12 protein-coding genes are annotated in these 16,373 nt (G+C 72.5%); 8 read left to right on the top strand and 4 right to left on the bottom strand.

Going from position 1 to position 16,373, the window contains the following annotated elements; genetic code table 11:
• Positions 1 to 29: 29 nt before the first annotated feature.
• The 3 genes from CLV43_RS23010 (at position 30) to CLV43_RS23000 (ending at position 2,436) form a co-directional block, all read left to right on the top strand.
• Positions 30 to 866, top strand: coding sequence for a helix-turn-helix domain-containing protein (locus tag CLV43_RS23010; protein ID WP_106189289.1), 837 nt, complete (start codon positions 30 to 32; stop codon positions 864 to 866).
• Positions 867 to 889: 23 nt separating this feature from the next.
• Positions 890 to 1,093: a DUF397 domain-containing protein gene (locus CLV43_RS23005; RefSeq protein WP_342749806.1), complete on the top strand. Its 204-nt coding sequence runs from the start codon at positions 890 to 892 to the stop codon at positions 1,091 to 1,093.
• A 137-nt stretch (positions 1,094 to 1,230) separates the two neighbouring features.
• Positions 1,231 to 2,436: a S8 family peptidase gene (locus tag CLV43_RS23000; RefSeq protein WP_106189287.1), complete on the top strand. Its 1,206-nt coding sequence runs from the start codon at positions 1,231 to 1,233 to the stop codon at positions 2,434 to 2,436.
• Between the two features lie 49 nt (positions 2,437 to 2,485).
• Here the strand turns inward: CLV43_RS23000 and CLV43_RS50095 are convergent, their stop codons facing one another.
• On the bottom strand, positions 2,486 to 3,763 hold the full coding sequence (locus CLV43_RS50095) for a cytochrome P450 (RefSeq protein WP_106189286.1): 1,278 nt from the start codon (positions 3,761 to 3,763) through the stop codon (positions 2,486 to 2,488).
• Positions 3,764 to 3,926: 163 nt separating this feature from the next.
• On the opposite strand from CLV43_RS50095, the gene CLV43_RS47195 reads away from it, so the two are divergent.
• Both CLV43_RS47195 and CLV43_RS22980 read left to right on the top strand, forming a co-directional pair.
• Positions 3,927 to 4,583 carry a hypothetical protein gene (locus tag CLV43_RS47195; RefSeq protein ID WP_146174876.1) on the top strand — a complete coding sequence of 219 codons (657 nt, stop codon included), beginning with the start codon at positions 3,927 to 3,929 and terminating at the stop codon, positions 4,581 to 4,583.
• On the top strand, positions 4,583 to 5,983 hold the full coding sequence (locus tag CLV43_RS22980; RefSeq protein WP_106189283.1) for a S1 family peptidase: 1,401 nt from the start codon (positions 4,583 to 4,585) through the stop codon (positions 5,981 to 5,983). The genes CLV43_RS47195 and CLV43_RS22980 overlap by 1 nt, the downstream gene beginning before the upstream one ends.
• Before the next feature lie 413 nt (positions 5,984 to 6,396).
• Here the strand turns inward: CLV43_RS22980 and CLV43_RS22975 are convergent, their stop codons facing one another.
• The gene (locus CLV43_RS22975; protein ID WP_245886834.1) at positions 6,397 to 7,251 is read right to left on the bottom strand and encodes a hypothetical protein; all 855 of its coding nucleotides are present in this window, start codon (positions 7,249 to 7,251) and stop codon (positions 6,397 to 6,399) included.
• A gap of 9 nt (positions 7,252 to 7,260) precedes the next feature.
• Positions 7,261 to 11,763, bottom strand: a complete 4,503-nt coding sequence (locus CLV43_RS22970; protein WP_106189282.1) for a serine/threonine-protein kinase — start codon at positions 11,761 to 11,763, stop codon at positions 7,261 to 7,263.
• Between the two features lie 204 nt (positions 11,764 to 11,967).
• Here CLV43_RS22970 and CLV43_RS22965 point away from each other — a divergent pair, with 204 nt between their 5' ends.
• Positions 11,968 to 12,741 (top strand): class I SAM-dependent methyltransferase, encoded by a 774-nt coding sequence (locus CLV43_RS22965; protein WP_106189281.1) that lies wholly within the window; start codon positions 11,968 to 11,970, stop codon positions 12,739 to 12,741.
• Here CLV43_RS22965 and CLV43_RS22960 read toward each other — a convergent pair.
• Positions 12,725 to 13,411: a peptidylprolyl isomerase gene (locus CLV43_RS22960; RefSeq protein ID WP_106189280.1), complete on the bottom strand. Its 687-nt coding sequence runs from the start codon at positions 13,409 to 13,411 to the stop codon at positions 12,725 to 12,727. The two genes, CLV43_RS22965 and CLV43_RS22960, sit on opposite strands and share 17 nt — an antisense overlap.
• A gap of 131 nt (positions 13,412 to 13,542) precedes the next feature.
• On the opposite strand from CLV43_RS22960, the gene aspS reads away from it, so the two are divergent.
• Together aspS and CLV43_RS22950 are read left to right on the top strand one after the other, a co-directional pair.
• Positions 13,543 to 15,333 (top strand): aspartate--tRNA ligase, encoded by a 1,791-nt coding sequence (aspS, locus tag CLV43_RS22955; RefSeq protein ID WP_106189279.1) that lies wholly within the window; start codon positions 13,543 to 13,545, stop codon positions 15,331 to 15,333.
• On the top strand, positions 15,334 to 16,275 hold the full coding sequence (locus CLV43_RS22950) for a DUF389 domain-containing protein (RefSeq protein ID WP_106189278.1): 942 nt from the start codon (positions 15,334 to 15,336) through the stop codon (positions 16,273 to 16,275). It abuts the gene before it with no gap.
• Positions 16,276 to 16,373: the final 98 nt, after the last annotated feature.

Here is a 16,373-nt window from a genome sequence, read left to right as displayed (position 1 = left end):
CCTGCGGCGGGCATCGGTAGAAAGGTCCGGTGACCACGCAACAGCGGCCGACGTTCCGCCGCAGGAGGCTGGGGCAGCGCCTGCGGACGATGCGCGAAGAGGCCGACATGAGCCTCGACAAGGCCTGCGTCCTGCTCGACAAGTCCCGCAGTTCGCTGCAACGCATAGAGGCCGGGGAGACCAGGGTCGACGTGCACCTGGTGCGGTCGATGATGGACGTGTACGACCAGTTCGTGCCCGACCTCGTCGACCGCACCAGGGACGCCCTCAAGCCCGGCTGGTGGGTCAGCTACGGCATCAAGGACATGGGGTACGTCGACGTCGAGACCGAGGCCGCGGTGGTGCGCGAGCTGACCCTGCTGCACCTGCCGGGGTTGTTGCAGACCGAGGGCTACATGCGGGCGCTGTTCGAGTTGCATCAGTTGAAGCGCACCAAGAAGGAGCTTGCGAACGACGTCGCGGTCCGGCTTATCCGTCAGGAACGGCTTGTCGCCGACGAGGATCCGCTGCGGCTCGTCGCCCTGGTGGATGAAGCCGCCCTGCGGCAGACCATAGGTGGACCGAAGGTCATGCGGGCGCAGTTGCTGCACCTGATCGGCATGACCGAGCTGTCGACGATCACGCTCCAGGTGTTGCCGACCGGCTTGGGTGGTCATGGTGGCATCAGCGGGTCCTTCATCGTGTTGGAGTTTCCGGACCCGCATGACCCCGAGTTGCTGTACGTCTCCTATCCCACCGGATCCACGCACATCGAGGAGGTCGATGAGGTCTCCAGGGCTAGACTTCTTTTCGACCACCTGTGCTCGCGGGCGCTCTCACCGGCGGATTCGCTGGCACTGATCGAGCGGATCCTCGGATCCGAGTGAGTGAGGCGATCTAATTGTCCAATGTGGACGCTTCCCGGCTTGCTTGGCGCAAGAGCAGCCGTAGCGGCGGTGGCAGCAACGACGCATGTGTCGAGGTGGCCTTCGCGGGTAACGTGGTGGCCATCCGTGATTCAAAAAACCCCGCTGTCGGAATGCTGTCATTTCCCGCGGAACACTGGAAGTCCTTTCTCGTCAATGGTTTTCACGGGTTGGGAAACCCGAGGTAGAAACATGTTTTGACATCTCGCGATGAACTGGCAATCTTTCGGCCTTTCCCCTGTTCTCGTTCGCTGCTTACGGTTGTGACCAGCCACTTCCCCTCCCTGTGGACGTGGCGGACACAATCCGAGAATGGGGTTCACGAATGCGAGAGTCACGACAGGTCCGGTTCCTGGCCGGTGTCGGGGTGGCCGCGGTGGTCACCACGGCCGTAACCCTGCTGGCTTCCCCGGCACAGGCCGCGACCGGCGAGATCCGTTCCGCCGACGCCAAGGAGAAGGTGTCCGGCAGCTACGTCGTCAAGCTGAAGGACACACCCGCGGCGCTGTCGAGCACGGAGGCCACGGCGAACACCGTGGCGGCCCGGTTCGGTGGCGCCGTGGACCGCGTGTACGGCAGCGCGCTGCGCGGTTTCAGCGTGAAGCTCTCGGAGTCCCAGGCGAAGCGGCTCGCGGCCGACCCGGCCGTCGAGTACGTGGAGCAGGACCAGGTGTTCCACGTCGAGACGACGCAGTCGAACCCGCCGTCGTGGGGTCTGGACCGGATCGACCAGGCGAACCCGCCCCTCGACTCGGCCTACAGCTACACGTCGACGGGGTCGGGCGTCACGGCGTACGTGATCGACACCGGCGTGCGGATCAGCCACCAGACGTTCGGCGGGCGCGCGGCCAACGGCCGTGACTTCGTCGACAACGACGCCGTAGCGCAGGACGGCAACGGCCACGGCACGCACGTCGCCGGCACCATCGCGGGCAGCCAGTACGGCGTCGCGAAGGGCGCGAAGGTCGTCGCGGTCCGCGTGCTCGACAACAGCGGTTCCGGTACGCTCGCCGGGGTCGTCGCGGGCATCGACTGGGTGACCGCCAACGCCGTCAAGCCCGCTGTCGCGAACCTGAGCCTGGGCGGCGGCGCGTCCACCGCCATCGACGACGCCGTGCGCCGCTCGATCGCCTCCGGCGTGACCTACGCCGTCGCGGCGGGCAACAGCAACGCCAACGCCAGCACGTTCTCCCCGGCCCGCGTGACGCAGGCCATCACCGTCGGCGCCACCGAGCGCACCGACGCCCGCGCCAGCTACTCCAACTTCGGCAGCGTGCTCGACCTGTTCGCCCCCGGCAGCGGGATCACCTCGTCCTGGGGCACCAGCGACACCGCCACCAACACGATCAGCGGCACCTCGATGGCCACCCCGCACGTCGCCGGTGTCGCCGCCCGCTACCTCCAGACCCACACCACCGCCACCCCGGCCCAGGTCTCCTCGGCCCTCGTCGCGGCGGCGACCCCCAACAAGGTCACCAACCCCGGCTCGGGCTCCCCGAACCGCCTGCTGTTCCTGGCCCCCTCCGCGTAGTCCCCTCGACCACCGCGGGCCCGACCACCGGGTCGGGCCCGCGGTGCTGTCACGGGGTGCGTAGCGGCAGGGACAGCGGTCCGTACCCGACCTCGTTGGGGGGCAACCACTTCGCCGGGCCGTCGGCGCGGACGTCCGGCATCGCGGCGGCCAGCCGGGGCAGCGCCTCCTGGAGCTCGACGCGTGCCAGTGCGGCACCGAGGCAGTAGTGGATGCCGCCGCCGTAGGTCAGGTGCGCCGTCCGCGCGACCGTGATGTCCAGCCGGTCCGGCTCGTCGTACACCGCCGCGTCCCGGTTGGCGGACCCCGTCACCGGCAGGACCCAGCTGCCCGCCGCGAACGTCGTGCCGTTGACCCGGATGTCCTCCTTGACGACGCGCGGCAGCCCGAGCAGCGCGGACGGGCTGTGCCGCACGACCTCCTCCGCGGCCTGCTCGGCGAGCGACGGGTCGGCGGCCAGCAGCCGCCACTGGTCGGGGTGCGCCAGGAACGCCGCCATCGCGTTGCCGAGCTGGTGCCGCACCGAACCGTGGCCCGCCGACAACAGCGTGATCACCAGCGACCGCAGCTCCGCCTCGGTGAGCGACTGGTCGACCAGCGCGCTGAGGAGGTCGTCCTGCGGTGAGCGGCGGCGCTGGTCCAGCAGGTCGTCGATGAACCCGTGCAGGTTCTCCAACGCGGCCTCGATCCGCGGCACGTGCTCGGCCACCCCCAACCCGAACACCAGCCCCACGTCCGCCGTCCACTCGCCGACCTCGCGCCGCACGTCCTCGGGAATCCCCACGAACCGGCACAACGCCCCCAACGCGAACGGCTGCGCGAACCCCTCGACGAAGTCGAACCCGCCCCCGCTCTCCACCCCACTCCCAGGTCCACCGCCCGGCCCGTTTCCAGGCCCGCTCCCCAGTCCGCTCCCAGGTCCCTCGTTCCGCGTGGTCCCGGCCCCCTGCCCGGCCCGTTTCCCCAGCCCGGCGACCAGCTCGTCGGCCAGATCCCCAGCCAGGCACCGGAAGTCCTCCACCCGCCGCACCGTGAACGCCTTGCCCACCGACCGCCGCACCCGCTGGTGGTCGTCCCCGTCCGCGCTCAGCAGGAACCCCCGCACCGCCTCCACCACCGGCCCGTCCGTGATCCCCTGCGCCGCCAGGAAGTCCACCCCCGGTGTCCGCAACGACCACGACGACAACAACGCCCGCACCTCGTCGTACCGCAGGATCGCCGGCCCCATCGCCGTCTCCGCGAACCAGTCCGCCTCCCGCAACCCGCGCAGCACGCCCTGCGGATCACCGAGGAAGTCCTCACCACGCAGGTCCAGGGTGCTCGTCATGCCTCGACCATAGGTAGACCGCCCGGTCCGGCGAACCTGCCGAACGGCCCGCCCGCCCAGGTTCATTCGGACGGCCCAGCCCCACTACCCGGTCGGGGCACACTTCGGAAACTTCCGCTTTCTCAGGACCCGTCGGCGGCGGCCCGCTCAATAGCATGGGTGCGTGAGCGGTTCGCCTGTGTTACCCGGGAAGTCCGTCATCGTGCTCATGGCCGTCGCCACGGCGTGCGCGCTCCTCGCATCCACAGCGGTGACGGCGGTGGTGGCGACCGGGGGTGGGCCGGAGTCGTGTTGCGGAGGGGCGGCCGGTGGTGCGGAGCCGGTCGGGTCGCCGTCGCCGAGTGCGCGGCCGTCGTCGTCGAGGCCCGCGGGGCCGTCGATCTGCCTCGTCGGGTCGTGGCGGTCGGTCGACGAGACCTTCATGGTCAAGTTCTACACGAACCAGCCGGAGATGCGGTTCACCGGCAGCGGGCGGGAGTTCGAGTTCCGGCCGGACGGGACGATCGTGGAGCGGCAGAAGGACTTCGTGATCACGACGGTCTTCCAGGGCCGGGAGCTGCGGATGGTCGGGAACGGCAGCATCGAGTACCGGTGGGCCGCCGACGACAAGGCGGTCACCTACTCGAAGCGGGGCAACTCGTCGCTCACGTGGGCGTACTACGACCAGCGCGGGCTGATCAACACCGAGCTGGTGACGGGGGACACCGACTACACCGAGGTCGACGAGTACACCTGCGAGGGGAAGAGGGTCGTCGAGAACGGGAAGACGGGCTACCGGTCGGTGTGGGAGCGCACGTCGGCGTTCGGGGTGTACGGCTGATGCGGGTCGTCGGGCTGTGCGCGGCCGCGCTCCTCGTCGCGCCGCCGGCCCTGGCCGCGCAACCGGCCAGTCCCGAAGAGCTCGCCGCCGCCCTGGCCAGGCCGGGCGTCGTGGCCGTCACGGTCGACTGGCACGGGTGGGTGCGGGACAAGCTGACGGGTGAGGTGTTCGGCGGCACCGCGGGGTACGAGGTGCGGACCCACTGCACCGGTGTCGTCGTCGCGCCCGACGGGTACGTCGCGACCGCGAGCCGGTGCGTCCACACCGGACCCGCCGGTGGTGCCGGACTCCTGTTCGACGCGGCCGTCGCCGACCTCGCGAAGGTCGGCCGGATCGGCGACCCGGCCAAGGCGCGACAGGCGTTCGCCGACCGCGCGGTCGCCGAGGGCGCGAACCCCGGCCGCCCGGTGGACCGGCGGATCGCGGTGGAGCGCTCGGAACGCGACGGCGGCGAACGCCGGACCGACTCCGCCCCCGCCACCGTCGTGGACCTGGTCGCCCCCGACGACGGCGACGTCGCCGTCCTCAGGATCCCGCGCCAGAACCTGCCGTCGATCGAGCTGCGCCCCGACGCCCCGCCGGTCGGCACGCCGGTCCTCGCGATCGGCTACCCCGTGTCCGACACCGACCCCGTCGACCCCGGTCTGGAGCCCAGCAGCCGCGACGGCCGCGTCTCCGGCCACCGCACCAGGGGGACGCGGCCGTTCTACGAGGTCAGCGCCACCGCCGACAACGGCATGACCGGCGGCCCCGTGGTCGACTCCCAGGGCCGCCTGGTCGGCATCCTGAGCTCCCTGGGCGACACCCGCTTCGCCAGCGCCACCACCACCCTCGCGGAACTGCTGCGCGGCAAGGGGATCACCGCCGAACCCGGCCCATTGGACCGCGACTACCGCGCCGCCCTGGACCGCTACTACGCGAACGACTTCGACGGCGCCGTCGAGTACCTGGACGCTGTGCTGGCGGCGACCCCGTCCCACGAACAGGCCATCGCCTACCGCGAGCTGGCGATCGGGAAGGGCGGAGACCCCGACCCGCTGCCCGACCGCCTCGTCCGCTGCTCCGCGTTCCTGGGCGCCGCGGCCGTCCTCGTGCTCCTGGTCGCCATCGCCCTGCTCGTCCGCGACCGGAAGCGGCGGGTGTCCACGATGGACACTCCGCCGCTCGGGATCCCGCTACTGCCAGCTGGACTCGGCGCTGAGCCACAGCCCGACCGCGAGGGCGACACCGATCAGGCTGAGCGGCGAGAAGCCGTGCAGGATGAAGACGCTCATCAGCACGCTGACGACGACACAGCCCGCGTAGAGCCGAGGACCCCAGATCCGGGTGGCCCAGGCGCCGCCGATCCCGACCAGCGCGACGACGCTGATCAGGCTGCCGAACACGAACGCCTGCAGTAGCGGCTCGTCCATCTCCGCGCCGTGCTCGACCTCGTCGGCCCAGCCCATCAGGCCGACCAGCAGGGAGAGCGAGTTGGCCAGCGTCAGCACGACCAGCAGCACGACCATGCCCGTCGACTTGCGCGGCCGCTCCGGCCACGTGGACTTCGCGGGCGGTGCGGGCGGCCGGGGCGCGTCGGTCGCGGACGGCGTGGGCACCCGCGGGGACTCGGGGGGAAATGGCTGGACCATGGCGGTTCCTCTCGGCGACGGCGAGGCACCGCCGTCCGGATCCGGGTACGGCGGAACATCGCGGTGGAGCAGGGGAGTCGACCGGTTCTCCGGTCTGCGCATGGTTGGAAGGCTAGGGAGCGCCGGGCGTTCCGGCGAGCAAGCCGAGGGTGGAAGTTTCCGCTTCCCGACTCCCGGCCCGATCACGCGCCGGGCGCCGGACCGCCCTCTTTCCCCTGTCCGCCAACGCTCCTGCGCGCCCGAGCCGTCCTCTCCACCTCGGCGAGGTCCGCGGCCGTCACCAGCCGCATCTCCGCCGCCCGCCGCGCCACCGCGAACCTGATGTTCTGCAACCGCCCCACGTGCGGTGCCCGGAACGGGTCGTCCCGCACCCCGAAGGCCAGCGCCGAGATGGCCCGGATCGCGTCGTCCACCCGCTGCGGCCGGTGCAGGCTCCACGCGTACCCGTGCCAGCCCTCGACCCGTTCGAAGATCTCCCGGTTCGACGGCGGCCGCGGGTAGTCGTCCTCGCCGACCAGCCACGGTTCCGTCAACGCCAGCGCGACGTACCAGTCCCGCCCACCCCGGACCAGCCCCGGCCCGGTCCGCGTCTCGTCGACCCCCGACGGCGGTCCGGGGGTGGCCGCCCGGACGACGTCCACCCGCTCCACGTCCACCGTGATCAGCAGGTCCGTGAAACCCCCGTCACCGCCGACCCGGCCGAGCAGCAGCACCAGCTGGTTCTCGCCCTCGTCGAGCAGTGCCGACGCCGACCGCGTCAGCACCACCCGCCGGGCCCCGCCGGGCGCGTCGAACAGCCCGGACAGCTGCGCTTCCCCGGCACCGAGCCAGGTCAGCGTCACCGTGTCCGTCCCGACCACCAGCTCGCCGACCAGCCGGGACACGTGCGGTGCGCAGCCCGGCAACGTGAGCGCGGTCCGGCCCGGCCCCCGGTGCGGACCGAGCGCGTAGTGCGGCGCCCGCCCGAACAGCAGCGACTCGCCCGACCCCAGCACGACCGAGGCCATCCCGGTTCCCCTGACCACCACCCTGGGCACGGCCGCTCCTCAGCTCGGGCAGGTGGGCGGGTCGCCCCGGTCGGGTCCCAGCGCCTGCCAGTCCTGGGCCATCGTGTCGCGGTCGAGCAGGCCGCAGACCGTCCGCAGGGCGTGGTCGGGGACGACGTCCCAGACCAGCACCGTGCCGTCGGCCGACGCGCTGGCGACCCGGTCTCCGGAGTCGTCGAAGTCCACCGCGTTGAGGTCGTTCCAGTGCCGCTCCAGGCGGGCCAGCTGCTGACGGCCGGGTACGTCCCACAGGCGCATCACGGTGTCCTGGCTCGCGCTCGCGATGGTCCTGCCGTCGGGGCTGTAGGCCACCGCGCGCACGGTCGAGTCGCTGCCCGCGAGCTCGCCGACCTGCACGCCGTCCCGCACCCGCCACAGCCGGATGAGCCGGTCCCCGCCACCGGTGGCCAGCGTCGTGCCGTCCGGGCTGAACGCGACCGTCGCCGCCGCGCCGTCGTGCCCCTGGAGGATCGTCAGCGCGGAGCCGGGGTCCACCAGGTTCCACAGCGCGACCTTGCCGCCCGACAGCCCGGTGGCGAGCGTTCGGCCGTCCGGGCTGAACGCGGCCGCCAAGGGGTAGTTGGGGTCGATCGGGTTCGTCTCGGGGTTGCGCGGCTCGTCCCTGGTCGAACGCCTGTCCACCACGGAGAAGTCGCTCGCGGACAGCACGACCAGCTCGTCGAGGTCGGTGCCCTTGACCGCGGTCGCCGGGGTGCGGCTGGACACCGCGACCGACTTGCCGTCCGGGCTGAAGGCCACGCCGGAGAGCTCGGCGCCCGGTGTGGTGAACCGCCGCAGCTCGGCACCGGTCGCCACGTCCCACAGCACGGCCGCGCCGTCGGCGCCCACGGTGGCCAGAGCGGACCCGTCGGGGCTGAACGCGGCCTCGGTCGACTCGGCGTCGTGCGCCTTGAACTTCCGCACCAGTGCGCCGGTCGCGCTGTCCCACAGCTCCACCGACCCGTCGCCCGCCGTGGCCGCGAACACCGTCCCGCCCGGCTGGTAGGCCACACCGGTGAGGGCGGCCTGCTGCGTGCCGAACACCCTGCGCCCGGTCTCCCACTTGGTCACCGCGCCGCCGGACTCGGAGCCGAGCAGGGTGTGCCCGTCACCGCTGAGGGCCAGCCCCAGCACCGTCGTGGGCCCCGTGGAGTACTGGAGCAGCAGCGAGCCGGTCACCGCGTCCCACACCGCGACCGTGGTACCGAGGCCGCCGGTGACGAGCGTCGACCCGGTCGGGCCGAACACCAGCGCGTGCGCCTCGTAGTCCGGCTTGATCACCTTGCGGGTGGTCCACCGGGCGGTGTCCCACAGCCGCACCGAGCCGTCGGCCGAGGCGCTGGCCAGGGTGGTGCCCGCGCGGTCGAACGCGAGCGCCGTGACGTCGTCGGTGTGCTCGCCCAGCACCGCGACCGGCGAGCCGTCCGCCGTCCGGTGCACCTCGACCTCCTTGACGTCCTTGACACCGGTCGTCGCGATCAACGACGCGTCGGCGTTCAGGACCATGATCGTCGCGTGGGTGGTGGCGAAGCCCGCGGTCTCGGCCAGCGTCGCGGTGTCGCGGATCGAGACCCTCGTCTCGTCGAACGTGGCGATCCTGCGGCCGTCCGCGGACAGCGTCGCCTCGACGAGCTCGCCGGGCACCGCGGACACGAGCTTGCGGTCCGGCACGCTCCACAGCTGCACGGTCTTCTTCAGCACGTCGACGGCCGCCAGCAGCTTGCCGTCCGCGCTCATCGACACGGTCCGGTACCAGCCGTCGCCGTCGGCGAGCACGGCGATCTGCCTGCGGTCCGGCACGCTCCAGAGCCGCAACGAGCCGTCCCGGCCGCCGCTCACGGCGACCTGGCCGTCCGCGCTCATCGCCACCGACGTGACGGCGCCCTGGTGCCCGGACATCCGGCCGCGGTAGCCGTCCGCGGCGATGCCGAGCAGCGCGCTGCGGCCCTCGACGGTGTCGCCCGCCCGCGCGGCTCCGAGCGCGCCCAGCGCCGCCCGCCGCGGGTCGACCACCCTGGCCAGCGCGGACTCGGCGGCGAGCTGGCGGGACAGGTTCAGCTGCCTGCCCGCGTCCGCCCGGTCCCGTTCGCCCTGCGCGGTCCGGCGCAGCTCGAACGCCACCACCCCGGCCACCGACGCCAGGACGAGCAGCAGGCTCAGCGCGGCGACCATCCCGCGCAGCCGCCTGGTCCGCTGCCGGGCGGCGAGCTGCTCGGCGTGCTCGGCCTCGTTCGAGCGGTCCAGGAACTCCCGCTCGTCGGGCCCGAGGTCGTCGACGGTCCCCAACCAGGACCCCAGCGCCGCCAGCCGGACGCCGCGGTACAGGTCGTCGGGCTGCTTGCCGGACTCCGCCCACACCCGCACCGCGTCGCCGAACCTGCGGCGCTGCACCAGACCCGCGCGGTCCTCGTCGACCCAGTCCCGCAGCCGCGGCCACGCCGTGAGCAGCGCCTCGTGGCTCAGCCGCGCGCCGGTCGCGTCCACCGTCACGAGCCTGCCCGCGATCAGCCGGTCCACCACGGCCGGGTCCCCGTCGCCGGAGGCGAACTCGTGCGGGTCGACCCGCCGCCGGGTCACGGTGCCGTCGTCGGACACGGTCACCAGCCGCAGCAGGACCGTGCGCAGCGTCCGCCGCCCCTCGGGGTCGAGCCCGGAGTGGATCTCCTCGGCGGTGCGCGCGACCGCGCCGTCGATCCCGCCCGAACGGCGGTAGGCGGCCAGCGTCAGCACCGGCCCGTCCCGGTGGTTCCACGTCTCCCGCAGCGCGTGCGCCAACCTGGGCAGCGCGCCGGGGTCGTAGCCCACCTCGCCGCGCACACCGAGGTCGGCGATCAGCCGTTCCGGCAGGCCGGGCTCGACGTCCACACCGGAGTCGCGGGCCGGGCTGACGATCGCCTGCCGCAGCTCGGTGGCGTCCATCGAGCCCAGCAGCACGGGGGAGTTCAGCGCCGGGATGAGCGGGGTGAGCTCGATGCACCGGTCAAGCAGGTCGGCGCGCACCGCCAGCACCACCAGCGCGGGCCGCGCGTTGGCCAGCGCGGTCGCGAACGCGGCCCGGTCGGCCTCGGGCGTCCCGTGGGTGAACAGCTCCTCGAACTGGTCGACCACGAGCACCATCCGGCCGCGATCGGCGACGACCGACCGCGCGCACACCGAGCCGAACCGGCCGGGCGTCTCCCGGACGACGCGCTCCCACTCGGCGGCGACGATGGTCGACCGGTCCGCGAGCGCCGCGGCGAGCGCGCCGACCGGGTTCGCGCCGGGGGTGAGCACGATCGAGGGCCACGCGTCGTCGGCCGCGTCCAGCGCGGGCAGCAGACCGGCGTGCAGCAGCGACGACTTCCCCGCGCCGGACGCGCCGACGAGCACCAGCGGCTCGCCGACGTCGAGCTGCTCGGCCAAGCGCACCAGCAGGTCGGTGACGACGTGGCCGCGGCCGTGGAACAGCTCGGCGTCCGCGGGCTCGAACCCGCTCAGCCCCGGATAGGGGCACGTCGGCGGGCGGTCGTGCGGGATGACCAGGGTCGCGGGCCTGCGGGCGGCCGTGGACCGCATCACCGCGCGGACCAGCGTGGCCTGGTCGCGCACCAGCACCGGACCCGGAGCGGTCGCGCTCGCACCGCGCACGGTGGCACCGGAGTACGCGGCCTCGGCGGCCGCGGTCATCAGCGCCGTCGCGCTCGGGAACCGGCGGGCCGGGTCCTTCGCCATGCCCCGCAGGACGACCGCGTCCAGCGCCGGGGTGATGGTCGGGACGAACACCGACGGCGCGGGCGCCGGGTGCAGCAGGTGCGCCGCGACCTTCGCGGCCGGGTCGGTGGCGGCGTGCGGCAGCCGACCGGTGAGGCACTCGAACAGCACGCACGCCAACGAGTACTGGTCGGACCGGCCGTCGACCCGGCCGCCGGAGAGCCGTTCGGGCGCCATGTAGTCCCACGACCCGATCAGCTCGCCCGACCGGGTCAGCACGGTCGCCTCCGGCGACGTCTCGCGGGCGATGCCGAAGTCGGCCAGGTACGCGTGCTCGCCGCCGTCGCCGTTCCCGGTGCCGTCGCCGAACTCGATGAGGATGTTGGCGGGCTTGACGTCCCGGTGCACCAGGCCGTGCTCGTGCGCGGCGTCCAGCGCCCCCGCGACCTGGGTCAGGATCCGCAGCGCGCGGTCCTGGTCGACCGCGCCGACGCCCATGGCCCGCCGCAGGTCGATCCCCTCGACCAGCAGCATGTCGAGGTAGAGCTGGCCGTCGATCTCGCCGAAGTCGTGCACCGGGATGACGTTCGGGTGGCTCAGCCCGGCCACGATCCGCGACTCCCGCTGGAACCTGGCCCGGTACTCCCGGTCGGTCACCGAACCCGGCAGCCGCTTCAACGCGACGACCCGGTCGCGGGCGCTGTCGTAGGCGCGGTGCACGACGCCCATGCCGCCCTGCCCCAGCAGATCCCGCACGTGGTACGGGCCGAAGTCCGGCGAACCGGCCCCCTGGTCCCCGCCGCCCGCGTCCATCAGGCCACCCCTCGTCCCGCCGTCCGCACGCGACCGCCCGTCCCCGCCATCGCTTGTGCCCGTTGACTTCCTACCGCAAGAGGGCGCCGGGGCGTAGTCCGGGTTGAGCGGTCGGCGCGCGGATCCGCAGTCGCCGCAAGGGGTTCGGCCGGTCGGCCCAGCGCCGACCGGCCGCCGGTCGCCGGAGCCGGCAGGATCGACCGCATGACCGACTCCACCGAGCGCTTCGCCGGTTTCGCCGAGCTCTACGACCGCGCGCGCCCCAAACCGCCCGCCGACATCGTCGAGCTGGTCCGCCAGTGGGTCGACGTGGAGGACCCGGACGTCGTCGACCTCGGCGCGGGCACCGGTGGCGCGACGCTGCTGTGGGACCGGGCCATCGCCGTGGAACCGTCGGCGGACATGCGGGAGCTGGCCCACCAGCGGCTCGACCCGGCGCGGTTCCAGGTCGTCGACGGCACGGCGGAGGCGACCGGGCTGCCCGACGACTGCGCCGACGTCGTCACGGCGAGCCAGGCGCTGCACTGGTTCGACCCGGCGACCGCGTTCCCCGAGATCGCCCGGATCCTGCGGCCCGGCGGGGTGTTCGTGGCGTTCGACTGCGACTGGCCGCCCGCGGTCGACCGGGAGGTCGACGCGGCGTGGGCGGAGTTCGAGGCCCACCTGCGCGGCATGGAGCAGGAGCACGACTTCCAGCCGCCCAGGGCCAAGGGCGAGCACGTGGACCGGTTGCGCGCCAGCGGGCTCTTCGCCCACGTCACCGAGGTCTGCCTGCACGGCAAGGAGTCCGGCGACGCCCGCAGGCTCTACGAGCTGGCGCTGAGCCAGAGCGGGTCGATGGGGCTGCGCAAGGCCGGGTACAGCGACGAGCAGATCGGGCTGGCCGCGCTGCACGAGGTCGCCAACCGGCGGCTGCCGGTGGTGAAGACGTGGTGGTGGACCTACCGGGTGCGGCTGGCCGTCACTTCTTCTCGGTAGCGGTGGTGATCGACAGCGGGGTGGCGGGCGTGCCGTCCTCCGAGCCGCCCTTCACGCCGCCCGCGACGATCTGGTCCACGATCTCCATCCCGGCGGTGACCTTGCCGACCACGGGGTAGTCCGGGTTGATCTGGGCGGAGCCGTGGACGATGAAGAACTGGCTGCCGTTGGTGCCCGGCCCGGCGTTGGCCATCGCCACGACACCGCGCTGGTAGGCGCCGCGCACCGGCAGCTTGTCGTCGAACTGGTAGCCGGGCGTCCCGGTCCCGGTGCCGGTCGGGTCGCCGCACTGGAGCACGCCCAGGCTCGGGTTGGTGGTCAGCCGGTGGCAGGACGAGCCGTCGTAGAACTTCTTGGCCGTCAGGAACCGGAGGCTCTGCACCGAGCACGGGCCCTGCGCCGGGTCGAGCTGGATGGTCAGCGCGCCCTTGTTGGTGGCGAGGGTGATCGTGGACGGCGAGCGGTCCGGGTCGGGGTCCGGCTTGCCGAACGGCTTGGCCGCGCCCGGCGAGGTGTCGTCGCTGTACTTGCACGCGCCCGCGGAGCCGCTCGACGTGGTGACCGGCGTGGAGGCGGGTGCCGGTCCAGCCACCGGACTCCCGGTCACGCTGGTCGCGCAGCCCGAGGTCAGCAGCACGACGGAGACGATCACCAACAGGGGTTTGCGCACGCCGGGATCCTACGGTTTCGACTGTCACCCACAAGTGGATCGGAAACCTGCTGGCCATGCCCACGGGGGAGTTGGCTAGCCTTGACTGCCAGTCGCCAGTCAGCTAGACGAGCATGAGGAGAGCAGCACCCGTGATGCGCACGCACGAGGCCGGGACGCTCCGGGCCGAGCACGCCGGGCAGTCCGTCACCCTGACCGGGTGGGTGGCCCGCAGGCGCGATCACGGCGGGGTCATCTTCATCGACCTCCGGGACGCCTCCGGGGTCGCCCAGGTCGTCTTCCGCGAGGGCGAGATGGCCGAGCGCGCCCACCGGCTGCGCTCGGAGTTCGTCGTGAAGATCGTCGGCGACGTGACCGCGCGCCCCGAGGGCAGCGCGAACCCGGACCTGCCCACCGGCGCCATCGAGGTCTACGCGACCGAGCTGGAGGTCCTCAACGAGTCGGCCCCGCTGCCGTTCCAGCTGGACGACCACCTCGACGTCGGCGAGGAGGCCCGCCTCAAGCACCGCTACCTGGACCTGCGCCGCAGCGGTCCGGCCAAGGCGATCCGCGCGCGCAGCGAGGCCAACCGCATCGCCCGCGAGGTGCTGCACGCCGCGAAGTTCGTCGAGATCGAGACCCCGACGCTCACCCGGTCCACCCCGGAGGGTGCCCGCGACTTCCTGGTGCCCGCGCGCCTGCGCCCCGGCTCCTGGTACGCCCTGCCGCAGTCGCCGCAGCTGTTCAAGCAGCTGCTGATGGTCGGCGGCATGGAGCGGTACTACCAGATCGCCCGCTGCTACCGGGACGAGGACTTCCGCGCCGACCGCCAGCCGGAGTTCACCCAGCTCGACATCGAGATGAGCTTCGTCGAGCAGGACGACGTGATCGAGCTCGGCGAGCAGATCATCTCGGCGCTCTGGAAGGGCCTGGCCGACCACGAGCTGCCGCGCCCGTTCCGCCGGATCAGCTACGCCGAGGCCATGGCGAAGTACGGCTCGGACAAGCCCGACCTGCGCTTCGACGTCGAGCTGGTCGAGCTGACCGACTACTTCAAGGAGACCCCGTTCCGGGTCTTCCAGGCGCCCTACGTCGGCGCGGTCGTCATGCCCGGCGGTGCCGACCAGCCCCGTCGCACGCTCGACGGCTGGCAGGAGTTCGCGAAGCAGCGCGGCCACCGCGGTCTGGCCTACGTGCTCGTGGCCGAGGACGGCACGCTCGGCGGCCCGGTCGCCAAGAACCTGTCCGAGGCCGAGCGCGAGGGCCTGGCCAAGGTCGTCGGCGCGAACCCCGGCGACTGCGTCTTCTTCGCGGCGGGCGACCCGGACGGCGCACGCTCGCTGCTCGGCGCCGCGCGCGTCGAGATCGCGTCCCGCGTCGGCCTGGTCGACGAGAGCGCCTGGTCGCTCGTGTGGGTCGTGGACTTCCCGATGTTCGAGTCGGCCGAGAAGCTCAAGGACGGCGACGTCGCCGTCGGCGGCGGCAAGTGGACGGCGCTGCACCACGCGTTCACCTCGCCCACCCCGGAGTGGCGGGACCGGTTCGAGGAGGACCCCGGCAACGCGCTGGCCTACGCCTACGACATCGTCTGCAACGGCAACGAGATCGGCGGCGGCTCCATCCGCATCCACCGCGCGGACATGCAGCAGCGGGCGTTCAACGTGATGGGCATCGGGCCGGAGGAGGCGCAGGAGAAGTTCGGCTTCCTGCTCGACGCCTTCAAGTTCGGCGCCCCGCCGCACGGCGGCATCGCGTTCGGCTGGGACCGCATCGCCATGCTGCTGTCCGGCACGGACTCGATCCGCGACGTGATCGCGTTCCCGAAGTCCGGCGGCGGCTACGACCCGCTGACCGCGGCCCCGGCGCCGATCACCCCGTTGCAGCGCAAGGAGGCCGGCGTGGACGCGAAGCCAGCGGCGGACAAGCCAGCGGCAGACAAGTAAGTGCTCCACCTGCGGGCGGTCAGCCCGGTCGACGTCACCGACCGGGTCCTGGCCGTGCTGAAGGAACACCCCGGCGCGACGCACGTCGTGCTGCTGCGCGGCGCGGCGGTCGAGCCCGCGGGTGACGTCGTCGAGGCGGACATCGCACGGGAGGCCACCGACGAGGTGGTGGCCTCCCTGTGCGGGCTGGGCATCGACAAGCACGGCGGCCTGACGCTGGAGCAGATCGACACCGCGCTGTCGGACGCCGCCGACGAGGCCGAGCTGGCCGCACCCGGTGAGGGCGCGGACGCCGTGGTGTGGGACGAGCTGCTGTCCCGCACCGGCGAGGAGTCGCGGCTCAACGCCACGTTCCAGGCGTTCCTCACCATCGCGTGCCTGCTGGCCGCCGTCGGCGTCGTGACGAACTCGCCGGTGACGATCGTCGGCGCGATGGTCGTGGGGCCGGAGTTCGGGCCGCTCGCCGCCATCGCGGTCGGCCTCGTGCTGCGGCGCTGGGACCTGGTGCGCAGGGCCGGCATCGCGCTGGCCGTGGGGTTCCCGCTGGCCATGCTGGTGACGGCGGGCGGTGCGCTGCTCGGCTCGGTGACCGGCCTGTTCGACCGGACGATGGTGCTCGACGCCCACCAGGTCGACTTCGTGTTCACGGTCGGGCCGTTCTCGCTGATCGTCGCGCTCCTGGCGGGCGCGGCGGGGATGCTGTCGATGACCTCGGCCAAGTCGGCCGCGCTCGTCGGCGTCTTCATCTCCGTCACCACCGTCCCGGCGGCGGGTTACGCCGCCGTAGCCGCTGTTCTCGGTGAGTGGGAACGCTGCGCCCAGTCGGCGGGACAGTTGGTGGTGAACCTGGTCGGCATCGTCGTGGCGGCGGCGCTGGTCCTGGCCGTGCGGAGTCGGAAAAACCGGGCGAATGACCCCGGTAGGCCGTTGTCGACCGGATGACGGTGCCACATCTCGTATGGTTCGTAGCCGTTACCGACAAGTAGTGGTAGTCATTGCTGGTTGAGCACTACCGTCACGATGCCCAACCGACTTCTGTC

Source organism: Umezawaea tangerina (assembly GCF_003002815.1).
In the GTDB taxonomy this organism is placed as follows: Bacteria; Actinomycetota; Actinomycetes; order Mycobacteriales; family Pseudonocardiaceae; genus Umezawaea; species Umezawaea tangerina.
The sequence above is the reverse complement of the archived record's forward strand: the minus strand, read 5'-3'. Positions and strand labels throughout refer to the sequence as shown.